This window comes from Pseudomonas sp. St316, from assembly GCF_018325905.1.
Lineage (GTDB): Bacteria > Pseudomonadota > Gammaproteobacteria > Pseudomonadales > Pseudomonadaceae > Aquipseudomonas.
In genome coordinates, this window is the sequence record NZ_AP021901.1 from 3,161,770 (window position 1) to 3,186,755 (window position 24,986).

Consider the following 24,986-nt stretch of genomic DNA (forward strand, 5'->3'; position numbering starts at 1 on the left):
TGCCGGTTTCAGCATCGGTTGCACAACAGACGGCACACAGGGCCCTGGCAACGCTCGCTGTATGGGATGGCACCCTAACAATGAAAAACCAGCGTCGCTACTGTCAGAACTTACAGGTCCGCGCGCAGAACGAGCAGAAAAGGCCCGCTCTACAAATGCACTTCCACCGAAAGCGGCAGGTGGTCGCTCAGGTGCGTCCAGGGTTTGTTGCCCAGGATTTGTGGGGCGTGGCTGCTGGCGTTGCGCAGATAAATACGGTCCAGGCGCAACAGGGGGAAGCGGGCCGGATAGGTCCTGGCGGGGCGACCGTGGTGCTGCTCGAAGGCTTCATGCAGGTAGCCTCGGCGGGCGAGGGCGAGGTTGCCACGCAGTTGCCAGTCGTTGAAATCGCCAGCGATGATCACCGGGGCGTCCTCGGGCAGCGAATCGAGCAGTTGGCAGAGCAGTTTGAGCTGTAACTGGCGATGGCTTTCCAGAAGACTCAGGTGTACGCAGATCCCGTGGACTGCAGCGTGGCCGGGCACATCCAGCACACAATGCAACAGCCCGCGGCGCTCCGGGCCAGTGATGGACACGTCGAGATTGCGGAATTGGCGGATCGGGTATTTGGAGAGCAGGGCGTTGCCATGATGGCCATCGGGGTAGACCGCATTGCGGCCGTAGGCGAAATCGCTCCACATGCTGTCGGCGAGGAATTCGTACTGGGACGTCTGGGGCCAATTGTCGTAGCGTGACGCGTGTCGGTCATGTTCGCCCAGCACCTCTTGCAGGAACACCAGGTCGGCGCCGGTACTGCGCACCGCTTCGCGCAGTTCGGGCAGGATAAAACGACGGTTGAGGGCGGTGAAACCCTTGTGGGTATTGACCGTCAGGATCCGCAGCCGATGAACCGCCGCAGGCCGCTCCGATGGCATTGATTCGACGGCCCGCCAATCGGGATCTTGAGTCACGTTCCCTCCTGAATCAGACGTACCTGTTCATGCGACTGACCCAAGGCGTCGGCAGTTCCGGATTTTTCATGTCCTTGCCGATCGCTATCGCGAGCAAGCTCGCTCCCACAGGGGATTTGTGCTGGGCCGGGGTTCGGTGACCAACCGAGACTCAGTGTGGGAGCGAGCCTGCTCGCGATAGCTGAGGGTCAGTTTGCGCGGATGTTGGATGTGCCGACGCCATCGCGAGCAGGCTCGCTCCCACAGGGGATTTGTGCTGGGCCGGGGTTCGGTGACCAACCGAGACTCAGTGTGAGAGCGAGCCTGCTCGCGATAGCTGAGGGTCAGTTTGCGCGGATGTTGGATGTGCCGACGTCATCGCGAGCAGGCTCGCTCCCACAGGTTTTAGTGTCGTGTCCGAAGGTTGTAGGCAGCATGAAGCCCATGTGGGAGCGAGCTTGCTCGCGATGGCGGTGTATCTGAACCACCTCCATCGCGAACCAGCCCAGTTCCTACAAGCAGGTGTTCAGATAAAGACAATCTCATACGGCAGCCCCATCCGATCAAGGATGACCCGGGGGAACAACGGGGCGATGCCGCTCGCCGGTTCGCCGTTGAGCTGGCTGACGTACGCGTACATGGCGTGACGCTTGCGGGCGGTGGTCCAGACGTCGAGACGCAGTTTGCGGGCCCGGTGCCAGGGGATTTTATTTTGCTCGCGGACCGGCCAGTGCCAAGCCCATACCGGCAGTTCGTTGAACGCCACTCCGATCCTGTCGGCCGCCAGGGCCCCGGCGCGCCCGACGGTGTCGTGGTCGCTGTCGCCATCCTGGCGCCAGGTGCTGAACACCACGTCACCGGGGCGCAGGTGACGTGCAATAAAGTCGGTGAGCTCGGCTTCGTGTTCGATCAGGTTTTTTTCCGGGAAGCCGCCGCGCACCCATTGCAGGCCATGGGTTGCTATGCCCAGGCGATGCAGGGCGTCCACGCTTTCCTGCGGGTGAGGGCGGTGCGCACGCAAGCGTTCATCGGTCCACAACGGTGAACCGGGGTGGATCAGGGCTCCATCGGAGACCGAGATCAGCAACATGGGTTGATCCAGGTTGTTCAGCAACTGCAGCAATCCACCACAGGCGCCGATCTCATCGCCCGGATGCGGGGCGAGGACAACGGCGCGGGCGCCGGCGGGAATGAGCGTCTGGGTACTGATGATCGGAATATCGGCCAGTTGCGCAGCACTGTTCCAGATTTGCGGATGTTGCCGGCCGGGCAAGCGAGAGGCGGGTTTCATGAGAGACATCCTTGTGTGTATTCAATCTTTCAGCCATGTACCGGGCCTACTGTCAGATGGCGCCCGCGTGGGTATGGCTGCGATTCACAGCGCTCCGAATCCTGGAGACTACCGCATGTGGAGTATTGACCATGTCGGCCGATTCGTCTCGTGACATGTGTGCCTGAACTGCATTTTTTTCTTCAAACTGGGCTGTGTGCCTCGCAAACCGCTTCCTTGCGGTCGTCTGGCTGTCTAGAGCTGGTACTTCATTCCTCTTCTTCGCGTTGCAGCTCGAACAGCAGCAACGAGCGCCCGGTGACGGAGTATTCTGAGTCGAAATCGAAGCGCTCCTGTCCACGAACGTTAGGCTGGTTGGTGTCGACCATGCAGGTCCAGAAACTGCCCTCGGGGACTTCCGGCAAGCGGAAATTGACGATGTCATGGTGCGCGTTGACCACCAGCAGCAGTGTCGCATCGCCGCCTTTGCGCCGAATGCCGGTCTCTTGGGCCCGGCCGTCCATCAGCATGCCCAGGCAGCGGCCATGGCTGTCCTGCCATTGCTCAATGGTCATTTCATTACCGTCCGGGGCCAGCCAGGTCACGTCCTTGACGCCGATGTCCTCGTTGTAGTTACCCACCAGGAACCGCCCGCGCCGCAGGATCGGATAGGTCAGGCGCAACTTGATCAGGCGCTTGACGAACTTGAGCAGCGCAGCGCCATCCTCGCTCAGGTCCCAATTGACCCAGCCGATTTCACTATCCTGGCAATAGGCATTGTTATTGCCGTGTTGGGTACGGGCAAATTCGTCGCCGGCAACGATCATCGGCGTGCCTTGGGCCAGCAGCAGGGTGGCGAAGAAGTTACGCATCTGTCGATGGCGCAGTGCGTTGATCTCCGGGTCATCCGTCGGGCCTTCGACACCATGGTTCCAGGACAGGTTGTTATTGCTGCCGTCCTGGTTGTTCTCGTCGTTGGCCTCGTTGTGCTTGTCGTTGTACGACACCAGGTCATGCAAGGTGAAACCGTCATGGGCGGTGACGAAGTTCACCGAAGCGTACGGACGCCGGCCACGCTGGTTGAACATCTCGCCCGAAGCCGTCATCCGACTGGCGAAATCGGCAAGCTGGCCGTCATCACCCTTCCAGAAGGCCCGCACCGTGTCGCGGAACTTGTCGTTCCACTCGACCCAGCCCGGCGGGAAGCGTCCCACCTGGTAGCCCCCAGGGCCGCAGTCCCAAGGCTCGGCGATCATTTTTACCTGGCGCAGCACCGGGTCCTGGCGACAGGCCACGAGGAAGCTGTGGCGCTCGTCGAAGCCGTCATGGTAGCGGCCCAGAATGGTCGCCAGGTCGAAGCGGAAACCGTCGACGTGCATCTCCGTGGCCCAATAGCGCAGGGAGTCGGTGACCATTTGCAGAACGCAAGGATGGCTCAGGTCCAGGGTATTGCCGGTGCCGGAATCGTTGATGTAGTAGCGTTTGTCGTCGGGCATCAGCCGGTAGTACGAGGCGTTATCGATGCCGCGCATGGACAGGGTGGGGCCCTGTTCATTGCCCTCGGCGGTGTGGTTGTAGACCACGTCGAGGATGACTTCCAGGTTGGCCTCGTGCAGGTGCGCGACCATCTCCTTGAATTCGGCGATCTTGCCACTGGCCAGGTAGCGTGGGTCCGGGGCAAAGAAGGCGATGCTGTTGTAACCCCAGTAGTTGGTCATGCCTTTGTGCAGCAGGTGCTGGTCATTGACGAAGGCATGGATGGGCAGCAGTTCTACCGAAGAGACCCCCAGCTTGCGGACATGCTCCAGCACATCGTCGACCATCAGCCCGGCGAACGTACCGCGCAGGTTCTCCGGCACCGAAGGGTGACGCATTGTGAGGCCGCGCACGTGGGTCTCATACAGGATGGTCTTGTCCCAGGGTACGCTGACGCGATGGTCATGGCCCCAGGTGTGCGCAGGGTCGATGACCTTGCACTTGGGGACAAACGGGGCGCTGTCACGTTCATCGAAACTGAGGTCGCCATCGGGATGGCCAATGGTGTAGCCAAAGAGGGCTTCGGACCACTTCAACTGACCGACCAGTTGCTTGGCATACGGGTCGATCAACAGCTTGTTCGGGTTGAAACGGTGGCCGTTCGCCGGGTCGTATGGGCCGTAGACCCGGTAGCCATAGATCAAGCCCGGGTGGGCATCCGGCAGATAGCCGTGGTAAATCTCGTCGGTGTACTCCGGCAGCTCGATGCGTTCGAGTTCGACTTCGCCGGCATCATCGAAAATGCACAGTTCAACCTTGGTGGCATTGGCTGAAAACAGCGCGAAATTGACCCCGAGGCCATCCCAGGTTGCACCCAATGGAAAAGGCAGCCCTTCACGGATCCGCGAAGCCTCGATCACGGGCGGCGGCGTGGTTTTGTTTGGACGGGTCATAGTTGCTCCTGCAAAAGACAGACAGATTCAGCGATGCGGTTCACTTGGGATGGGTGGCTCCACCCTTCATCTTTGGCGAGGCGATTTAGCGAAACGTCGCATCGCCCCGCTATGTGGGACAACGTTGCTTCTCTGTGGGAGCAAGGCTTGCCCGCGATTGAGCGATGCACGCGAAAAAAACGAGGCCTGTTTCGCGAGCAAGCGCTGCTCCCACCTGGCGAGGAGACCGACAGGAGGAATCAAACCGCCGGCGGTTTGCGTGGTGCCCGGGGTTTCTTGTCGGCTGTTTTGTTGGCCGGTGGCACTACCGCGGCAGTCGCCGCAGAAGGTTTGGCCGCAGGCTTGGCCTTGGGCGGTGTGTTTTTTGCGACGGTCTTGGCCGTGGTGCTCTTGGCGCTAGCGGACTTGGCGCCATCGGTTTTGCTGGCCGCTGATTTGCTCGCCGCCTTGGGTGGCTTGCTGGGGGCCAGTGCTTCGGCTTCGGCCAGTTTGCGCGCCATCTCCCAGTGGCGTTTCTCCTGCCCGGTGGGCTTACCCTCGGACTCCCAGATCTGGTAGGCGAATTCGCGAATGCGTTTATCGTCGGTACTCATCGCAGTGCTCCTGATTCAACTCAAGGTTGGATAAAGACATTGACCGGGAAATTCCCCAGCGCGGTGCTGATCAGCAGCTCCCTTTGGGGTGTGACTGTTGCGCTGGAAAAAAGTCCCTTCAGTTTTTCATCCCCGGCGGCGAACGGTAACGACACACGGGTATCGCCCCAATCCGACGCAGCCACCAGCGGCACGGCACTGTTTTCCAGCAACGGCGCCGCATGGACAGGTACAACAATGATCGCCCGTTGTTGCGAGTCTTCACGCATGAACGCCAGTACTCGCTCGGCTTGCTCGCCGAGCACTTCCAGCGGCTGGTAGCGCCCCTGGCGCCATAGCCGCGGATACTCGGCTCGCACGGCCAGCGTCCTGGCGATCAATGCCTGTTTGACTCGGCCGTCCCGCCAATCGCGTATCAACGCGGCTGGCGTGCTGTCGGCCCGTAACGCCTCGCGGCGTGCCTGAAAATCCACCGGGCGGCGGTTATCCGGGTCCACCAGGCTGAAGTCCCAGAACTCGTTGCCTTGGTACAGGTCCGGTACGCCGGGCACCGTCATGCGCAGCAAAGTTTGCGCCAGACTGTTGAGGGCGCCCGCTGGGGCGATGGCCTGGACTGCCTCGGCGATGGCGCTGCGCAACGGCAACCCCTCATCGCCCAGCAGCAACCGTTCGAGAAACATCTGCGTGGCTTGCTCATAAGCGTCGTTGACCGCCGCCCAGCTGCTTTGCAGTTTGGCTTCCCGCAGGGCCTTGCGCTGCCATTGCCACAGGCGCTCGTTGTAGGCGGCCAGGGCCTTGTGGTCCTGGAGGTCGAGGTCCAGTGGCCAGCTGCCGAGCAGGGCCTGGTACAGAATCAGTTCATCACCGGCCGAGGGCGCCGCCGGGTCACTGTGCAGCGAAGGCGAAAGGATGCGCCATTGCCCCACGCAGGCGCTGTACCAATCGCTGCGCTCGCTGAGCACGGCCAGCCTGGCGCGGGTGTCTTCGCCGCGCTTGTGGTCGTGGGTGGCGGTGGTGATCAGGTTGTCGGGGAAATGTTCGAGTCGCTCAAGGCACGCGCGGTGGAACACCTCGGCCGGGGCACTGAAGCGCTCGGTGTCATAACCCACGTCATTGCGTGACAACAGCACCGCCGAGCGATAGAGCGCGGTGTCCTCCACCGCTTTGGCGGCAGCCGGCGAGGTCAGTTGCTGGAAACGCACGCAGGCATGGCGCAGGCGTTTACGCTGGCTGCCACGCGGACGTTGCCGCCAGGGCATCCCACCGAGCCAGCCGGCCAGGCAGTCGAGCACTGGCCAGTCGGCTTCGCTGAGCGTCCGCCGGGCGCCTTCCAGGGCCTGGTTAAAGAACACCTCGTCTTCGGCCGAACGCCCCAGGGGCGTGATGTAGGTGCGATACACCGGGAAATGCACGATCAGTTCCTGCAAGGCCCGACGGATCGCGCCCAGGGTCAGGTCGCGGGTCATCACATCGTCACGGGCCACCTGCAGCAGGGCCTGGGCGACGCTTTCGAAGTCTCCGGCCAGGGAGCCATTGAGAATCTGCTGGCGGGCCAGGCGAGCTTCTTCGATGAAGTGCGCTGGCCGTTCACTGTGCCGGCTCCAGAATTCGGCGAGGGGGGCGGCACCGGTCGGGTCATGCTGGAGCAGCGAGACCTGGTTCATGAATTCGTAGCCGGTGCTGCCGTCGATGTTCCAGTCCCGCCGCAACGTCTCGCCATCGCCAAGAATCTTCTCGACGAAAATCGGCAGGTGTCGGGTTGGCGACAGCGAATCGAGGTGTCTGCGCAACTTGCGGCAGTAACCACGAGGGTCGGCAAGACCGTCGATGTGATCGATCCGCAGGCCGTCCACCAGTCCTTCGCCGATCAACTGGAAAATCTTGGCATGGGTCGCCTCGAAGACCGCCGGACGCTCGACCCGCAGCCCACCCAGTTCGTTGACATCGAAAAAGCGCCGCCAATTGATGTCGTCCGCCGCCGTGCGCCAGCTGGCGAGCCGGTAGCTCTGGCGCTCGAGCAGTTGGTGCAGGCGCTCGAAGCCTTCGGGGGCTGTGGAGTCGTAGCCGCCCAGGTTGTCCTCGATGGCGGTGAGGATGCCCGCTTGCGCCGCCAGGTCCCGCAGCTCTTTTTGCAACGGGCGGGCGAGGGTGTGGGCGTCGGTCTGGTAATTGAGTGTGGTGAAGCGTTCGGCCAGTGCCTTGAGCGATTCGGTTTGCTCGGCGGGCAGGGTTTCGGTGGGTTTGAGCAGTTCGCCATAGTGCATCGGGCAAATCGGGAAGCGGTGTTCGTAGTGCTCGACGTAGAAGCTGCCTTGGCCGGCATCGAAGTGCAGCTGCAAGGTGCCTTCCTGCAACGCTACGCCGTAGTCACTGCCGAGGAACGGCAGCAGCAATTGGCCTTCCATCAGTGGGTCGGGGGAGTGCCACTGGATGTCGAAGAATTCACCGTAGGGGCTCAAGCGACCCCATTCCAGCAAATCCAGCCACCAGGGGTTGTCATTGCCGCCAACGGCCATGTGATTGGACACGATGTCGAGGATCAAGCCCATCTGGTGCTCGCGCAACGCTGCGACCAGACGCTTGAGCGCGGCTTCGCCACCCAGTTCGGGGTTGACCAGGGTCGGGTCGACCACATCGTAGCCGTGCATCGAGCCGGCCCGGGCCTTGAGCAGCGGCGAGGCATAAATGTGGCTGATGCCCAGTGAGGCGAAGTACGGCACCTGGGGGATGGCATCGTCCAGGGTGAAGCCTTTATGAAACTGCAGGCGCACTGTTGCCCGCAGGGGTTGGATCAATGTCTGCTTCATCGGTCACGCTCGTTCGCCTGAAGCCTGGCACAGGCAAGTATTTCCAGGCGCCGGGCTGCGTCCGGATGATCGAGCAACGCCTGGCTTTGCCCGGCCAGGCGGCGACGCCAATTGGGGTGGGTGTCGATGGTGCCCGGCAGATTTGCTTGCTCCTCGATGCCCAGGGCGTCTTCGAGTGGCAGCAGCACCAGCGGCGCGCGGGTGTGGCCGAGAAAACGTACGCTGGCATCGAGGACCTGGTCGGTCTCGCGGTGTTCTTCGCGAAAGTTCTGCGGATCCTGGTTCAGCACCTGGCGCAGGCCTTCACGTTCGCGTTCGCGGTGTTTGCGCCAGTCCATTTCGGTGTGGGAATCGATCAGGTCCAGCCGGGCGTTCCAGTCGATGTCGTGACCGTGCCACCAGCCATTGAGCGTCGGCAAATCATGGGTGCTGGTGGTGGCCAGGGCATTGTCCGGCCAGTCGAGAATGGGCTTGAAGTGGGTGTTGTCCTGTTCGAACAACAGCACGCGCATGCCCAGGATCGAGCGGGCAACGAGTTTGTCCCGCAGGCCGTCGGGCACGGTACCGAGGTCTTCGCCGAGCACGATAGCCTGATGCCGATAGGATTCCAGCGCCAACAGGCGCAGCAGGTCGTCCACTGGGTAATACAGGTAGGCGCCATCGCTGGGGGGGGCGTCGTTAGGGATCACCCAGAGCCGTTGCAAGCCCATGACATGATCGATGCGCAAGCCGCCGGCATGGGCGAAGTTGGCCCGCAACATTTCAATGAAGGCGCGAAAGCCGTTACGCACCAGGCCTTCCGGGGAAAACGCGGAAATCCCCCAACCTTGGCCGGAGCGGTTGAGAATGTCCGGCGGCGCGCCCACGGTCAGCGAAGCCAGCAATTCGTCCTGCCGGCTCCAGGCCTGGCTGCCGCCGCCATCGGCGCCCACCGCCAGGTCGGCGATCAGGCCAATGCCCATGCCGCTGGATCTGGCTGCACTCTGGGCGCGTTCCAGGCAGCGGGCGATCAACCATTGGCAAAAAGCGTAGAAGCCGATCTCATCGGCATTTTCCTCGGCGAAATGGGCCAGGGCGGGGCTGCGCGGGTCACGCCATTCTTCCGGCCAGTGGCGCCAGTCGAGGCTTTCACCCCGGGCCGCACGTTCGGCCTGCAAGGCCTCGAAGCGGCAATGGTTTTCCAGGGCCTCGCCGCTGGTGTGGCGGAAACTGCTGAAGTCTTCATGCAGCGGATGCTCACCCTGGCTGAAGCCGTCGTACAGGGCACGCAGGATTTTCTGTTTGGCCTGGGCGGCGACCGGCCAGTCGATCAGCGGTTGCTCTTCCAGGGTGCGCAGTTGATTGGTCAAGCCGGTGGCGTCGATGGCGGTGCGCAGCGCACGTTCACCGAGGATGGTGCCCGGCGCGGCGTACAGGCTGTTGAAGAACAGTCGGCTCGACGGTGAGTAGGGGCTGTAGCGCCCGGTGTCGCTGCTGAACATGGCGTGCATCGGGCTGATGGCAACGGCCTCGGCGCCGCGCTCGCCGGCCACCCGCGCCAGTTCCTCCAAGGCTTGGGTGTCACCGAAGCCACCGTCGCCGGGACGCCTGAGGGCGTACAGTTGCGCGCTCAGGCCCCAGGCCCGTGGCGTCGGGTCGTCCACCGCATCGGCCACGCTGTAGCAACGGGCCGGCGCGACCGCCAGGGTGAAATGCTGGTCCTGGATGCTGATGTGCTGATAACCCACCGCAACCATCCCTGGCAGCTTGGCTTCGGCATCGAGGTTCAGGTTCAGTGTCGCGCCATCTTCGAGTTTGATTTCGCAGGGTGTCCCGGCATCGAAGTAGCGGCTCAAATCCAGGCTGACCCCGACGTCGGCGGTGAGCAGCGGTGGCAATTGATGGTTGTGTTGAGCTTCCTGCAACTGCAGCAGGCTGGCGTCGATTTCCTGGGCGCTGCCGGCTGGGTGGCCCAGGCCGGTGAGGACCGAACGCAAGACCGCCGGCGAGACTTTCTGGGCCCGGCCATTGGCATCGATCCAATCCACCGCCAGGCCCGCTCGGCTGGCAAGGATTTCCAGTTGCGCATCGCTCATAGGCGCTCTCCAGTGATGTTGGGCAAGGTTGTCGCCTGCGTCAGGCTGACCAGCGCGCTGTAGGGCGCAAGGACGCCCTGTTGCAACAGACCCATGACCTGCTGCGGATGTTCGAAAAGAATGCGGGCCTCTTGCGGGGCGTCGTGTTCAACGGGCTGATCGCCGAGGTTGAAGTCGATGCGCAACACGCAGCCATCGCCCAACCGCCAGCGTGCGCTGATGGCGCCATGGCCCAGCACATCGGTACCCAGGGCCTGGGCACCGGGCAGGCGCGGGACGATCTCTTCACGGCGGATTTTCAGCAGATGCCGATACAGCGCCTCGTTGGCCTGCTGCTCCGGGCCTTGCGCTTCCGGGCTTGGGCGTGAAGCCTCGAAGGTGCTGGCGGCGTTGGGGTCTGGAATTCGCTCGCGCTTCTGCGGATCGGCAAAGGCACTGAAGGCCTTGAACTCGTTGCGTCGGCCTTCGCGCACCCGCTCTGCCAGCTCGCCGTGGTGGCTGGTAAAGAACAGGAACGGTTGTTCGGCTGTCACCTCATCGCCCATGAACAGCAGGGGGATCATCGGTGATAGCAGCAACAAGACGGTCGCTGCCTGCAGGGCCTGGGGGGCGGCGAGTTGATGCAGGCGTTCACCCAAGGCACGGTTGCCGATCTGGTCATGGTTCTGCAGGAACAGCACGAACGCGCTCGGCGGCAGGTGACCACTGGGTTCGCCCCGGGCTTCGCCATGGCGATTGAGATGCCCCTGGAAGACAAAACCCTGGCTCAGGCAACGGGCCAGTTGTTCGGTCGGCTGCTCGGCATAGTCGGCGTAGTAGGCGTCGGTCTCACCGGTCAGCAGCACGTGCAGGGCATTGTGCCCGTCGTCGTTCCACTGGGCGTCGTAGCCGTGTTCCAGCAGGCTGGCCTGGTTGTGTTCGTTCTCCACGGTCAGCCAGACATGCCGGATCGGGTCCACTTGCTCGCGCACCCTGGCCGCCAGTTCCTGGAGAAAGTCCGGGTCTTCGATGGCGTGTACCGCGTCCAGGCGCAGGCCGTCGAAACGGTACTCCAGCAGCCACATGAGCGCATTGTCGATGAAGAAGTCCCGCACTTCGCGGCGTCGGAAATCAATCGCCGCGCCCCAGGGCGTGTGCTTGTCTTCACGGAAGAAGCCCTTGGCATAACGATGCAGGTAGTTGCCATCGGGGCCGAAGTGGTTGTAGACCACATCGAGAATGACGGACAGCCCATGGCCGTGGGCGCTGTCGATCAGATGCTTGAGCTGTTCGGGCGTGCCGTAGGAGGCCTGGGGTGCGTAAGGCAGGACGCCGTCGTAGCCCCAGTTGCGATCACCGGGAAACTGCGCCAATGGCATCAGCTCGATGGCGGTGACGCCCAACCCGGCCAGGCGTGCCAAATGCTGTTCGACGCCATCGAAACCGCCCAGGGCGCCCACGTGCAACTCGTAGATGACGGCTTCGTGCCAGGGGCGGCCGGACCATTGGGTGTGTCGCCATGAATAGGCATGCGGGTTGACCACCACGCTGTGGCGGTCGATGTCGCCGGCCTGGGCGCGCGAGGCCGGGTCCGGCACCTCCAGCTCGCCATCGATGTTGTAGCGGTAGCGGGTGCCGGCGGGGCAACGGGTCTGGATCATGAACCAGCCGTCGGCTTGGGGCAGTAGCGGTATTGAATCTCCAGTGTCGAGCTCGACACTGACAAAAAATGCATCCGGGGCCCAGAGGGCGAAGCGGGTGTGCTCGTCATCCAGCATGACCGCCCCGTGGGTCCATGTATCAGGCGTCCTTGACGTCATTGTTACCTCATTGTCTGGCCGATTTTCCCAGTGACTTAGCCACCAGCTGTTCGTAAAGCTCGGCGTAGGGTTCCACGGCCTTGCACCAGTTGAACGGCGCCGACATGGCCCGGCAGCGCATGGCGTTGAGCAGATCGGGGAACTCGAAGACCTTGAAGGCCCGGCTCAAGGCCTGTTTGTAGCTTTCCACGGTGGACTCATCGAACAGAAAACCGGTGATGCCGTCTTCGATGGTGTCCGCCAGGCCTCCGGTATTGCGCGCCACCGGCAGTGAGCCGAAGCGCTGGGCGTACATCTGGCTCAAGCCGCAGGGCTCGTAGCGCGACGGCATCAGCAGGAAATCGCTGCCGGCGAACATCCGCCGCGCATCGGTTTCGTTGAAGCCGATACGTACGCCGATGCGTCCGGGGAAGCGCAGCGCCAGTTCACGCATGGCCTGTTCTTCCTCCGGTTCGCCACGGCCGATGATGGCGATCTGGCCGCCGGACTCGACGATAAACTCGGCGACCGCTTCGGTCAGGTCCAGGCCTTTCTGGTAGACCAGGCGCGAAACTACGGCGAACAGCGGGCCAGTGGAGTCGTCGAGGCCAAACAGCTCACGCACATGGGACGCATTGACCGCCTTGCCTTCCCAGTCGCCCATGGCGAACTGACGGAACAGGTGGGTGTCGGTGGCCGAGTCCCAGCTTTCATCGATACCGTTGGGAATGCCGCTGAGCAAACCCTGGTGGGTCTTGGCAGCGAGGAAACCGTCGAGCCCGCAGCCAAACGCCGGGGTGGTGATCTCCTGGGCGTAGGTGGCGCTGACGGTGGTGATATGGCTGGAGTAGGCCATCCCGGCCTTGAGGAACGACAGTTTGCCGTAGAACTCCATGCCTTCTTGTTGCAGGGCGTGTTCGGGGATACCCAGCTCCGGGCAGGACGCCAAGCTGACGACGCCCTGGTAGGCCAGGTTGTGAATGGTAAACAGGGTCGGGGTGCGTTGCCCGCGCCAGTGCATATAGGCCGGCGCCAGCCCAGCTGGCCAGTCGTGGGCGTGGACCAGGTCCGGGCACCAGTGGATCTGCGCGAGGTTGGCGGCGATGTCGGCCGCGGCCAGGCCCAGGCGGGCGAAGCGAATGTGGTTGTCGGGCCAGTCGCGACCGTTGTTGGCACCGTAGGGGGAGCCTTCGCGGGCAAACAGTTCCGGGCAGATCAGGACGTAGATCACCAGGCCGTCGGCCATGTCCATGCGCCCGATCTTGCAGGGCGGCAGCGCTGCGTGGCCGCCCAGTTCGCCGATAATGTGGATCGGATTGCCGCTGTTCATCACTTGCGGATAACCGGGGATCAGCACCCGGACATCATGCAGCCCGGCCATGGCCCGGGGCAGTGCGGAGGAGACATCGCCCAGGCCGCCGGTCTTTACCAGGTCGGCGATTTCCGAGGTAACGAACAATACTTTCTTGCGGTTGGGATTCTGTCGAACGACGGGGAGCAGTGCCTTGCCGCCGGTGGCCAGCACCGGAGCCGTTGGCGATTCGGCCGCCGGCGGTAATTGAGAACGGACTTGTTGTGGTTCCAAGGCAGCACTGATCATAAATATCTCCCATTTTCTCGATCTGTTTCCGGCAAGCGCCAGAGCTGTTGTTTCATTGGCCAAATCCTGCGGCCAGGCGCACAAGCGCTACGCAAGGAAAGCGAACGGCTACCCAACGCGGCGAAGCGAATCAGCTGAAGGAGCTGTTGCAATGACTAGTGCAAGGACTGCACCAGCCGCGATTGCCCTACCTCTAACCTGACCTGTCGCCGTTGCGAAAAGTTTCGACTTTTTTTCGTCTGGATGACCGGTTGGTTTTCCCCACGGTTAGGCAGTCTAGGTCAGAACTTAGAGCGGTGCGGCTCGGTTCGTCGCATTGTCCGACAATCACGTTTTTTAGCGGCAATGTCTTACACGACGAAGTGGAATACGCACCGACGAAGTGCAGTTTTCTGAAAACAAAAAGGTGTAAGGGGAGAGCGTTGTCTCATCGGCGTGCGCGATGGAATGGCGCGATGCACCATTGGAGGGCGGCTGGCATAGAGGCGTTTTAGTGGCCAATAAAATACAAGGCCTCTTGCTCGCGATAGCGGTGTGCCAGTCACCAACCTTGCAACTGATCCTCTGCTATCGCGAGCAAGCTCGCTCCCACAAGGGGAGGTGTGGATGCTCCAGTTTCAGCCCGCCGGTGTCAGCAGCCGAATCGGCTGCCCCGCCGCCCAGGCCAGCAGGTCTTCGATCATCAGGGAATAGAACCGCTGGTAATTCTGTCGGCTGACGTAACCCACATGAGGCGTGGCCAGTACGTTGTCCAGGGTTCGGAACGGATGGGCCGCGGGCAAGGGTTCCTGGGCGAATACGTCCAGGGCGGCGCCGGCCAGGCGCTTGTGCTGCAGCGCATCGATCAGGGCGGTTTCATCGACGATCGGCCCGCGGGAGGTGTTGACCAGCAGCGCCTCGGGTTTCATCCAGGCCAAGGCCTGGGCATCCACCAGGCCGCGGGTGCGTTCGCCGAGCACCAGGTGGATCGAAAGAATATCGGCCTGCTCGAACAATGCCTGCTTGCTGACGTAGGTCACGCCCACTTCGGCGGCGCGTTCGGCGCGAAGGTTCTGGCTCCAGGCGATGACCCGCATGCCAAACACCTGGCCGAACTGCGCTACCCGCGTACCGATGCTGCCCAGGCCGAGGATCGCCAGCGTCTTGCCGTGCAGGTCGCCGCCCAAGCCCTGCTGCCACAGGCCGGCGCGCAGGGCGTTGGCCTCCTGCACCAGGTTGCGGGTCAGGGCCATGATCAGTGCCCAGGTCAGTTCGGGCGTGGCGTGTTTATAGCTGTCGGTGCCACACACCTGGATACCCAGCTCGGCGGCAGCCTTCAGGTCCAGGGCGGCATTGCGCATGCCGCCGGTGAGCAACAGCTTGAGATTGGGCAGGCGGCGCAGCAGGCCTTCGTCGAACACGGTGCGTTCGCGCATCACGCAGATCACCTCGAAGCGCTGCAAACGTTCGGCAAGGGTGTCTCGGTCGGCGGGGTAATCGTGGAGAAACGTCACCTGGCCGACACTGTCCAGCGCCGACCAATCCACCACGCCGCGTGCCACATCTTGCCAATCGTCTATCACCGCTATTTGCACCGCCATGGAACACCTCGTCAGGGAATGGGTTTGTCCAGCCAGCCGAGCAAGGCCTTATGGAACCGATCCGGCTCTTCCATCTGCGGGGCATGCCCCAGATTGGGGAACTCCACCAGGGTCGAGCGGGGAATCAGCCTGGCGGCCTGCTTGCCCAACACCTCGTAGTGGCCCAGCGTGGCCTTTACCGTCGGCGGCGCGATATCGCTGCCGATGGCGGTGGTGTCCGAGGTGCCGATCAGCAGCAGGGTGGGTACCGTCAGGTCCTTGAATTCGTAATAGACCGGCTGAGTGAAGATCATGTCGTAGATCAGCGCCGAGTTCCACGCCACTTGCGTATGACCCGGACCCTGGTTCAAGCCGGCGAGCATGTCTACCCAGCGCTCGAACTCAGGTTTCCAGCGGCCGGCGTAATAGGTCGTGCGCTCGTAGTTGCGAATACCCTCGGCGTCGACTTTCAGCTCCCGCGCGTACCATTGGTCCACGGTGCGATAGGGTACGCCCAAGGCTTTCCAGTCTTCCAGGCCAATGGGGTTGACCATCGCCAGGCGTTCGACCTCGTCGGGAAACTGCAAGGCGTAGCGGGTGGCGAGCATGCCGCCGGTGGAGTGACCGAGGATGACGGCTTTGTGTATGCCGAGGGCCTTGAGCAAGGCCTGGGTGTTACTCGCCAGTTGCTGGAAGCTGTACTGGTAATGCTCGGGTTTGCTCGATGTGCAGAAGCCAACCTGGTCCGCTGCGATGACCCGGTATCCGGTTTCGCTGAGCACCTTGATCGAATCGCCCCAGGTGGCGGCGCAGAAATTCTTGCCGTGCATCAACACCACTGTGCGGCCATTGACCTTGCCTTGGGCCGGCACGTCCATATAGCCCATCTGCAACGCCTGCCCTTGGGACTCAAAGGCGAAGTGCTTGAGGGTATAGGGGTATTCGAAGCCCTCCAACTGCGCTCCATACGCCGGGCCTTCGGGCAGGCTGGCGGCCTGGGCGAACAGAGGCAGGGCGGCGGTGAGGAACAGGCTGGGCAACCGGCGCGCAGTGGTGCGGGGCATGGTCAATCTCCTTGTGGCCGCAGCCGATCCTGGCGCGACCCGATTATGGCGACATTAACCACAGGCAACCGAACAGCCCGAACGTTCAGTCCATCCAGCCCAATGTCGCCAGGGCGAGAACGCCATAGCGCAAACCCTTGGCAAGGCTCACGAGCAGCAGGAAACGCCGCCACGGCTCGCCCATCACCCCGGCCACCAGGGTCAACGGATCACCGATGATCGGCAGCCAGCTGAGCAGCAGTGACCAGTGGCCCAGGCGTTGGTAATGCACGCGAGCCTTGTCCAGGTGGGCCGGGCTGACCGGAAACCAGCGCCGATCCTTGAAGTGCTCCAGCCTTGTGCCCAGCCACCAGTTCACCAGCGAGCCCAGGACATTGCCCAGCGTGGCAACGGCCAGCAACAGCCAGATCAGATGGCGTTCGCTGAGCAACAAGCCAACCAACACTGCCTCCGATTGCAACGGCAACAAGGTCGCCGCGCCGAAAGCCGCCAGGAACAAGCCGATATAGGCTTCGCCCATCAGTGGGCCGGGTAATCCGCCACTACGGTTTGGGTCCCGTCTTTCTTCAGGCCGATGACTTGGTAGGCATCGCTCATGCCATCCATTTCCATGCCGGGTGAGCCCATGGGCATGCCCGGCGCGGCTACGCCGAGCAAGTCATCGCGCTTGCTCAGCGCCAGCACCTGGTCGGCCGGGACATGGCCTTCGACGAATTTGCCGTTGATCTCGGCGGTGTGGCAGGAACGCAGATTCGGCGCCACGCCCAGGCGTTGCTTGACCGAACTCATGTCGGCCTCGACATGGTCGTTGACCTTGAAGCCGTTTGCTTGCAGATGCGAGATCCACTTTTTGCAGCAGCCGCAATTGGCATCGCGGTGTACATCGATGGTGACGGGTTCGGCGGCCTGGGCCAGGGTGGTCATGAACAGGGCGCTCAAGGCGAGCAGGTGCAGAGGATGGGCCATGGGGGTGGTCTCGTGTCGAACGGTTTGGAGGGAGGATAACAGAGTAGCGAGCGCGAGCTGACGGGGGGCTGAGGCGGGGATTACAGAATTGTCAGGTTGCAAGGGCGGATAAGTCATGCGGGAGCGAATTGCTCGCGATTGCAGTGTGTCAGTCACAACTTTGCAACTGTTGCGCCGCTATCGCGAGCAAGCTCGCTCCCACAATTGGATCGGAGTACGACCGGTAGAGCCAGGTCGGCGGTTAGGCCGTCTTCGCGAGCAAGCTCGCTCCCACAATTGGATCGGAGTACGACCGGTAGAGCCAGGTCGGCTGTTAGGCCGTCTTCGCGAGCAGGCTCGCTCCCACAATTGGATCGGAGTACGACCGGTAGAATCAGGTCGGCTGTCAGGCCGCCTCGCGGTGGACGTTGATCTCGGCGCCCCGTTAACCACGATGGCCGAACGCAGGCATTGCGTAGTGGGCATCCCGGCATGGATGCCGGGATAGCCGCGCTGGACCATGGATGGTCCTTCGCGGCGGGCCCACGGAGCAATGCCTTCGTTCGGGCATGCCGAGCCTAAGCGAGGCACCGAGTGGTGGGGCAAAGCGTTTTTGGTTACTTTTGGCGCTTTTCCAAAAGTGACCCGCCGTAAGGGCGGAACCCTAAGTAGCCGTTACCGCAGCAACGGATATGCACCCGATCAACAAAACCCTGATCGACTGTCAGGCCGCTATCGCGAGCAAGCTCGCTCCCACAGGAAAATAGAGGCGCTTCAGCGAACCTTGAACCGCCCCATGATCGCATTCACCCGGCTGTTGGCATCCAGCAGTTGCCGGGTGTTGTTTTCGCTGGCCAGGCCGCTTTCCACCAGTTCCTCCACCATGTGGCGGATTTGCACCATGCTGCGATTGATCTCCTCGGTCACCGCGCTCTGTTGCTCGGCGGCGGTGGCGATCTGGGTGCTCAGGCTGTTGATCTGGCTGACGGAGCCGGCCATTTCGTCCAGGCCCGAGTTGACCCGGGAGGTTGCATCGGCGGCCGACTGGCAGCTGGCCTGGGTGTTTTCCATGGCCGAGACCGACGAACTCACGCCTTGGGTCAGGCGAGTCAGCATTTCGTTGATTTCCGACGTGCTGGCCTGAGTGCGGGCGGCGAGGGCGCGTACTTCGTCGGCCACCACGGCAAAACCGCGGCCTTGCTCACCGGCCCGGGCGGCCTCGATGGCGGCGTTGAGGGCCAGCAGGTTGGTCTGCCCGGCAATGGCACCGATGACGCCGAGAATCTCGGTGATGCGCTGGGCGTCCTGCTGCATGCTCTCGACCTTGCGGGTCGCGCTGGACACTTCGTCGATCAGCGCGACGACGCTGTTGGACGCCTCGCCGACCACCACGCGGGAGCGGTCGGCATGCTCGTTGGCGCGCTGGGTGAACGCGGCGGTCTCGGCGGCATTTTGCGCGACGCTTTCGGCCGTGGAGCTCATTTCGGTAATGGCGGTCACAGTCTGGTCGGTTTCCGAGGCGTGGCGCATCAGGATCTCGCTGGTGTGGGCCGAGGTCCGCTGCAGGTTTTCCAGGCTCGAGGCCATGGCGCCGGTGGCCTGGGTGACTTCGCCAATCATGTTCTGCAGGTAGGCGATGAAACCGTTGACCGAATGACCGATGGCGCCCAGTTCGTCTTCGGCGCGAATGATAATGCGCCGGGTCAGGTCGGCATCGCCAGTGGACAAGGCGTCGATGTTGCCCTTGAGAATCTTCATGCGGTTAGTCAATTGACGGATCGCGTACAGCTGCAGCAGCACCAGCAGGATCACCATCGGGATTTGTAACAGGCTCAGCGTGTTCAACACGTCGTCGCGCTGGGCGGTGATCAGCCGGGTTGGCAACGCGGTCGCCAGGAACCACGGCGAACCTTCGATAGGGCGCATGAAGAAAGTGCTGGCCACGCCATTGTTGTCGAATTCGACCCGTTGCAGCGACTGGTCACGGTGGGCCAGGCCGGCCTGGACCTGGGCGGCGAATGGCGAGCTGGCGGCCAGTTCGCTGATGTTTTTCAGGACGATGGGGCCGTTGATGCGCGAGCTGTTGCTGATGATTTTGCCGTCGCCTTCGACGATCAGCATCTCGGCGCTCAGATCGGCTTCCTTGCGCGCCACCAGGTCATTGAAGAAACCCAGGGTCACGTCGATGGTGGAAACGCCGTAAGGCACGCCGTTCTTCTGGATGGCCATGGCGCAGTTGGTGCGTGGTTCGGCGCTGGCATCGTCCTTATAGGCGGCGGCCCAGGCGCACTTGCCAGGAGGAGTGGCCATGCCGCCCTTGTGCCAGGGTTGTTCGTAGTAGTTCGGTGCGGCGTCACTGTTCCAGAAGGTATTGACCACCAGCTTGCCGGAGGCATCGCGGTGCCAGAACGTACTGAACTTGCTGCGCCCCTCGGCGCGCTGGTTCGGCAGTGGCCAGATCCCGCCGCCGAACACTTTCAGTTCGCCGTACTGGTCCACCAGCCCGGGCAGGACCTTGTCGATGGCATCGCTGTCGAGCAACGGGATGGTCTGGGTGATGCTGCGTTGCTGGGCCTGCACCTTGTTCAGCTCGCCCTGGATCTGCCCGGCGACCTCGCCAATGCGGTTGAGGACCACCTGCTCTTCGGTATGGCGCAGCTTGGGCGCGACGAGGTAGCTGATGCCCACGACCGTCAGGATGGACAACACCAGGATGAATAGAACCAGGAACAGTGTGTAGCGGGCCTGAATCGTTCGGAATGCGGGCATGGGGGTGGGTCCTTGCACAGAGGCGTCTTTCAAGGGCAATTGGTATGAACGTACCAATTTGTATCGGCTCGTCCGTGCCAAGCTTGAATGCCATGCATCTTCAGGGCTGACGGTTCGTGCTGGTAGTGACCATAGGCTAACAGGCGAGTGGGCTGTACCATGGGGCGCCCGTGCGCTGCCCATCGCCGCTCGATCCGGCGTCATCCCGACAGGCCCGGGCTACAGAACGGAAACATTCAGGAAATTGGCAATGACTCATTCACAACGTTTGAAATACTCGATTCTGATCGTCCTCGTCGTCCTGGCAATCATGCTTGGACTGTCGTGGATGCAGGGCAAGGGCATGATCAGCGAGCAGCTGTTTCAATACATCGCCATCGCCGTGGCGGTCATCGTGGTGGTGATCAACGGTGTGATGCGGCGCAAGGTCAAGTCCTGAGCGCCGGCTTCAATCTTCGGCCAGGAGCACGGCTATCGCACTGGGGTGCAGGCAGTAGCTTTTATCCGGGTTGAGGGTGACGACGCCCTCGCTGCACAGGCGCTTCAACACCTCGCGCACGCTGAGAAAGGACAATGGAATGTCCAGCCCCAACAACTGGCTGTGTACCCCGCGAACGCCCAGGCTGCGGTTTTCGTTGGCGGCCTTGAGCAGCGCGTCGATGACCTTGAGGCGAATCAGGCTGGTCCTGAGCCCGAAGCTCTTGAGCAAGCGCCTGATGTGGTCGTTGCCGCCTCGCTCTGCCGATTTGTCGAATACACGGTGGGGGGCGTTCAGCGAGACGCCGGTCGCCCTTGGCTTGCCCTCCATGGGCAGTTGCGCGTTACGCATGCAAAAACTCCTTACCAGCCTGATCAGAAAAGGTCACGGATACTCTCCTGTAATAGGACGAACGAGGACGCACAATCATGAGGGCCATGATGTGAAAAAAATGCCTTTGCTGCGTCAAACACCCGCGTTCAACAGGCTGCCAGCCATTAATTTTTTTTCATCCGGTTCGTTTTCAAGGTAGGCACATTCCGGTTCTGCACGCGGTATGTGATTTCCCAGGCGGGCCGAGTGTTTGTCTACTGTCGCACCGGTAGCCGTCCTGGTTTCTGAAGCTTTATCAGGAGTGAACGTGAGAATGTCCGGGCAGTTATCGAGGATTGGCCTCGCAGGCGCTTTTCTGGGGATCGCCCTCGGGCTCAGTCCCGTGGTCAATGCGCAAGACGATGGGCAGCAGGCCAGTGCCGAGATTCGTCGCACCCGTTTTGGCGTACCGCATATCCGGGCGCAGGATGAGCGCGGGCTGGGTTATGGCATCGGCTACGCCTACGCCCAGGACAACTTGTGCCTGCTGGCTAACGAAATCGTAACGGTCAACGCCCAGCGCTCGCGCTATTTCGGGCCGCAGCAGGTCACGGTCGAACAGCGGGAGAACCGCGTCAGCGATCTGTTTTTCAGCTGGCTCAACACACCGCAGGCGGTTGCCGGTTTCTGGCAGGCCCAAACGCCGCAAGTGCAGCAACTGGTCGAAGGCTACGTGGCGGGCTACAACCGTGCGCTGGCCGAGCGCAAGGCCAAAGGCCTACCCGAACAATGTGCCAGCGAGTGGGTGCGGCCGATCACGGCGCTGGACCTGGTCAAGTTGACCCGCCGACTGCTGGTGGAAGGGGGCATCGGCCAGTTCGCCGAAGCCCTGGCCGGCGCGCAACCGCCCCAGGCGAGCGCACTCACGGGCACCCCGGTCACCGGCTTCGCGGCCGCCGCAACCCGGCAGCAGCGTTTTGCCCTGGAGCGCGGCAGCAATGCGCTGGCCATCGGCAGCGAGCGCTCGTTCAATGGCCGTGGGATGTTGCTGGCGAACCCACATTTTCCGTGGCTGGGCGGCATGCGTTTCTACCAGATGCACCTGACCATTCCCGGCAAGCTGGACGTCATGGGCGCGGCGCTGCCAGGCCTGCCGGTGATCAACATCGGTTTCAGCCAACACCTGGCCTGGACCCACACCGTCGACAGCTCGAAACATTTCACCCTGTACCGCCTGCAACTCGACCCGAAGGACCCGACCCGCTATTTGCTCGACGGCAAGTCTGTGCCGATGAGCCAGCAGACGGTCGCGGTGGACGTCAAGCAACCTGACGGCCAAGTGCAGACGGTTTCCCGAGTGGTCTATGGCTCGCAGTTCGGCCCGATCGTGCAATGGCCTGGCCGGTTGGACTGGGATAACCGGTTCGCCTACAGCCTGCGGGATGCGAACCTGGAAAACGATCGCGTGCTGGCCCAGTGGTACGCCATGAACAAGGCGGTCACGCTCAAGGATTTGCAGGACGCTGTCCATAAGATCCAGGGCATTCCCTGGGTCAATACCCTGGCGGTGGACGACCAGGGGCAAAGCCTGTACATGAACGTGTCGGTGGTGCCGAACGTCGACGCTGAGAAACTGGCCCGGTGCAGCGATCCCCGGGCCGGGTTGCGACTGATCGTGCTGGATGGCTCTCGCAGCGAGTGTGCCTGGGGCATCGATTCCAAAGCCGTGCAAAAAGGCACCTATGCCGCCGACAGGCTTCCGCAGTTGCTGCGCCGCGATTATGTACAGAACTCCAACGATTCGGCCTGGATGGTCAATCCTTCGCAGCCGCTGTCCGGTTACTCCCCGTTGATCAGCCAGCAAGGTCAGCCCCTGGGACTGCGGGCGCGTTTTGCGCTGGACCGGATGGGGCAATTGGCCAAGAACGGGCCGGTGACGGTGGAGGATTTGCAGCGCATGGTCATGGACGATCAGGTTTACCTGGCTGACCAGGTGATGCCGGACCTGCTCGGCGTGTGCGCCGGTGACCTGGGGGCCGGGGCTTCGGCATTGGTCGAGGTTTGTGCCAGCCTCAAAGCCTGGGATCGCAAGGCCGGCCTGAATAGCGGCCTGGGGTTCGTGCATTTCCAGCACATCATGGACCGGTTGCAAGCGGTGCCTGATTCATGGCGCGTTGCGTTCGACCCCAAAGACCCGCAACACACGCCGCGTGGCCTGGCGATTGAACGGCCAGCAGTGCTTAAGGCCGTGCGCGATGCCATGCTGGCTTCGGTGGAGGCAGTGAAGGTCGCCGGATTGTCGAAGGACAGTCAATGGCAAGATGTCCAGGTGGCCAGCAGCGGCAACCGACAGACACCGATTCACGGCGGTCCCGGGGAGCTGGGCATCTACAACGCGATCCAGAGTGTGCCCGGGGCGAACGGTAAGCGGGAGGTGGTCAGCGGTACCAGCTATCTGCAAGTGGTGACGTTTGACGGTAAAGGTCCGCAGGCCCAGGGGTTGTTGGCTTTTTCCATTTCCAGCGATCCGGCATCGCCTTACTCGGCGGATCAGACCCAGGCGTTTTCGCAGAAACAGTGGAGTGTGTTGCCATTCACCGAACCGCAGATCAAGGCCGATCCGCACTATCAGGCGCTGATTATCCGCGAGCGTGATGAGACGGGCAGGGTGGCGACGCAATAGCCGTGTGCGGTCACATTCAAACTGGATGTAGATTGATCCACCGCTTTCGCGAGCAAGCTCGCTCCCACAGGGGATTGTCTGTTGGCCGGGAATCGCAGGCTGACACCGATCCTATTTGTGGGAGCGAGCTTGCTCGCGATGACGGCGCGACATTCGACATCAAGGCAAGCTGATCCACCGCTTTCGCGAGCAAGCTCGCTCCCACAGGGGATTTGTGTTGGCTGGGAAATCGCAGGCTGACACCGATCCTATTTGTGGGAGCGAGCTTGCTCGCGATGACGGCGCGACATTCGACATCAAGGCAAGCTGATCCACCGCTTTCGCGAGCAAGCTCGCTCCCACAGGGGATTGTCTATTGGCCGGGAAATCGCAGGCTGGCACCGATCCTATTTGTGGGAGCAAAGCTTGCTCGCGATGACGGCACGACATTCGACATCAAGGCGAGCTGATCCACCGCTTTCGCGAGCAAGCTCGCTCCCACAGGGGATTTGTGTTGGCCGGGAAATCGCAGGCTGGCACCGATCCTATTTGTGGGAGCAAAGCTTGCTCGCGATGACGGCTGCACATTCAACATCGAGGCAAGCTGACCCACTGCTATCGCGAGCAAGCTTTGCTCCCACAGAGCAACGCTTTCAGTGAGTGGCCGCGCGTTGCCCGATGGAATTGAGGACGGGGTTGCCGTCCTTGTTCTGGGTCAGGTAGACCGGCAGTACTTTGGGCAGCGAAGGCACGAGGTTCTGCACTTCATTGATGTTGTAGACGCCCCCGATACGCAGGCCGCCGGTGCTGTTGTCGGCCAGCATGACGGGGCGCTCGAGGTAGCGGTTGATCAGTGGCAGCGCGTCGCTCAGGGCGAGGTTATCCAGCACCAGCTTGCCGTTGCGCCACGCCAGCGAGCTGTCGTTGGGCTCGGTCTCACGGACTTTTGGCTGGTGGTCGCCCGCCTTGTAGCTGGCCTGCATGCCCGGGGAAAGCGGCAGGCCGTCACGGTTGAGTACCTGGTTGCTGGTCACCCTTACCGAGCCCTCCAGCAGCGTCACCCGTACCTGATCCTGGTACATCCACACATTGAAGCGAGTGCCGGTCACGCGCACTTGGCCTTGGCCGGCCCGAACGACAAACGGATGCTGTTTGTCATGGCTGACGTCAAAAAACGCCTCGCCCTTTTCCAGCGTTACCCGGCGCTCGTTTTTGTAGTTGGCAAACACCAGCTCACTGCCCAGGTTGAGTTCCACCTCGCTGCCATCGCCCAGGGTGACGTGACGTACGCTTGCGTCGGCTTCGAAGCGCTGATAGGCGTTGGGAATCCAGCCCAGGTTCCAGCCGGTGTAGGCGGTGACGGGCATGCCCACGACAAACACTGCAGCGGCGATAGCCAGGCGGCTCCAGCGCGACCTGGAGCGGCGCACAGGAGCTGCCGGCGCCGACTCGACGCGCGGCAGATGATCGGCAACAGCCCAGATCTCCAGCATGGCTTCGTATTCGAAAGCATGCAGGGGATCGGCATCGTGCCATTGCTTGAACGCCTGCCGTTCGGCATCGGTGCAATCGACGGCATGCAAACGCATGCACCAATGGGCAGCGGCATCGGTAATGGCGTCGTATTCGGCTTCCGAGAGGGGATGTTCGGTCATTGACTCTTCCTGGTTTGCCGCATTCTAACCTTCGGCATGAGCTGCCGAGAACAGCCGTCAT

Annotated in this window: 17 protein-coding genes; 2 read left to right on the forward strand and 15 right to left on the reverse strand. The window is 62.2% G+C overall.

The features are described 5' to 3' along the window. Window positions 1-149 precede the first annotated feature (149 nt). The 13 genes from KI237_RS14265 to KI237_RS14325 all read right to left on the reverse strand — a co-directional run bounded on the left by KI237_RS14265 (window position 150) and on the right by KI237_RS14325 (window position 19,818). Window positions 150-914 (reverse strand): endonuclease/exonuclease/phosphatase family protein, encoded by a 765-nt coding sequence (locus tag KI237_RS14265; protein WP_502937120.1) that lies wholly within the window; start codon window positions 912-914, stop codon window positions 150-152. A 541-nt stretch (window positions 915-1,455) separates the two neighbouring features. Further along, window positions 1,456-2,220: a PIG-L deacetylase family protein gene (locus KI237_RS14270; protein WP_212800359.1), complete on the reverse strand. Its 765-nt coding sequence runs from the start codon at window positions 2,218-2,220 to the stop codon at window positions 1,456-1,458. A 248-nt stretch (window positions 2,221-2,468) separates the two neighbouring features. Continuing rightward, a complete protein-coding gene (glgX, locus tag KI237_RS14275) occupies window positions 2,469-4,628 on the reverse strand; it encodes a glycogen debranching protein GlgX (protein ID WP_212800360.1) in 2,160 nt (719 codons plus the stop codon). 239 nt (window positions 4,629-4,867) lie between these two features. Continuing rightward, a complete protein-coding gene (locus KI237_RS14280; RefSeq protein WP_212800361.1) occupies window positions 4,868-5,221 on the reverse strand; it encodes a DUF2934 domain-containing protein in 354 nt (117 codons plus the stop codon). Window positions 5,222-5,241: 20 nt separating this feature from the next. Then, on the reverse strand, window positions 5,242-8,028 hold the full coding sequence (locus KI237_RS14285; RefSeq protein WP_212800362.1) for a malto-oligosyltrehalose synthase: 2,787 nt from the start codon (window positions 8,026-8,028) through the stop codon (window positions 5,242-5,244). Then, window positions 8,025-10,103 carry a 4-alpha-glucanotransferase gene (gene malQ, locus KI237_RS14290; protein WP_212800363.1) on the reverse strand — a complete coding sequence of 693 codons (2,079 nt, stop codon included), beginning with the start codon at window positions 10,101-10,103 and terminating at the stop codon, window positions 8,025-8,027. Before malQ ends, KI237_RS14285 begins: the two co-directional genes overlap by 4 nt. After that, on the reverse strand, window positions 10,100-11,902 hold the full coding sequence (gene treZ / locus KI237_RS14295) for a malto-oligosyltrehalose trehalohydrolase (protein WP_212800364.1): 1,803 nt from the start codon (window positions 11,900-11,902) through the stop codon (window positions 10,100-10,102). The genes malQ and treZ overlap by 4 nt, the downstream gene beginning before the upstream one ends. A 7-nt stretch (window positions 11,903-11,909) precedes the next feature. Continuing rightward, complete coding sequence (gene glgA, locus KI237_RS14300) at window positions 11,910-13,481, reverse strand: glycogen synthase GlgA (protein ID WP_212800365.1); 1,572 nt, start codon at window positions 13,479-13,481, stop codon at window positions 11,910-11,912. Between the two features lie 617 nt (window positions 13,482-14,098). Beyond that, entirely contained in the window at window positions 14,099-15,061 is a 963-nt protein-coding gene (locus tag KI237_RS14305) for a D-2-hydroxyacid dehydrogenase family protein (RefSeq protein ID WP_212800366.1), read from the reverse strand. 11 nt (window positions 15,062-15,072) lie between these two features. Then, window positions 15,073-16,104, reverse strand: coding sequence for an alpha/beta fold hydrolase (locus KI237_RS14310; protein ID WP_212800367.1), 1,032 nt, complete (start codon window positions 16,102-16,104; stop codon window positions 15,073-15,075). 85 nt (window positions 16,105-16,189) lie between these two features. Further along, window positions 16,190-16,624, reverse strand: a complete 435-nt coding sequence (locus KI237_RS14315; protein ID WP_212800368.1) for a YqaA family protein — start codon at window positions 16,622-16,624, stop codon at window positions 16,190-16,192. After that, complete coding sequence (locus tag KI237_RS14320; protein ID WP_057450668.1) at window positions 16,624-17,070, reverse strand: DUF411 domain-containing protein; 447 nt, start codon at window positions 17,068-17,070, stop codon at window positions 16,624-16,626. The genes KI237_RS14315 and KI237_RS14320 overlap by 1 nt, the downstream gene beginning before the upstream one ends. A 753-nt stretch (window positions 17,071-17,823) precedes the next feature. After that, window positions 17,824-19,818 (reverse strand): methyl-accepting chemotaxis protein, encoded by a 1,995-nt coding sequence (locus KI237_RS14325; protein WP_212800369.1) that lies wholly within the window; start codon window positions 19,816-19,818, stop codon window positions 17,824-17,826. Between the two features lie 250 nt (window positions 19,819-20,068). Between KI237_RS14325 and KI237_RS14330 the strand changes: the two genes are divergently transcribed. Next, the gene (locus KI237_RS14330; RefSeq protein WP_003202135.1) at window positions 20,069-20,257 is read left to right on the forward strand and encodes a hypothetical protein; all 189 of its coding nucleotides are present in this window, start codon (window positions 20,069-20,071) and stop codon (window positions 20,255-20,257) included. A gap of 9 nt (window positions 20,258-20,266) precedes the next feature. Here KI237_RS14330 and KI237_RS14335 read toward each other — a convergent pair whose 3' ends face one another. Beyond that, a complete protein-coding gene (locus tag KI237_RS14335; protein ID WP_212800370.1) occupies window positions 20,267-20,647 on the reverse strand; it encodes a fe2+ zn2+ uptake regulation protein in 381 nt (126 codons plus the stop codon). A 295-nt stretch (window positions 20,648-20,942) separates the two neighbouring features. Here KI237_RS14335 and pvdQ point away from each other — a divergent pair, with 295 nt between their 5' ends. Beyond that, a complete protein-coding gene (gene pvdQ, locus KI237_RS14340; protein WP_212800371.1) occupies window positions 20,943-23,291 on the forward strand; it encodes a bifunctional acylase PvdQ in 2,349 nt (782 codons plus the stop codon). 632 nt (window positions 23,292-23,923) lie between these two features. Here the strand turns inward: pvdQ and KI237_RS14345 are convergent. Continuing rightward, on the reverse strand, window positions 23,924-24,925 hold the full coding sequence (locus tag KI237_RS14345) for a FecR family protein (protein ID WP_212800372.1): 1,002 nt from the start codon (window positions 24,923-24,925) through the stop codon (window positions 23,924-23,926). Window positions 24,926-24,986 lie beyond the last annotated feature (61 nt).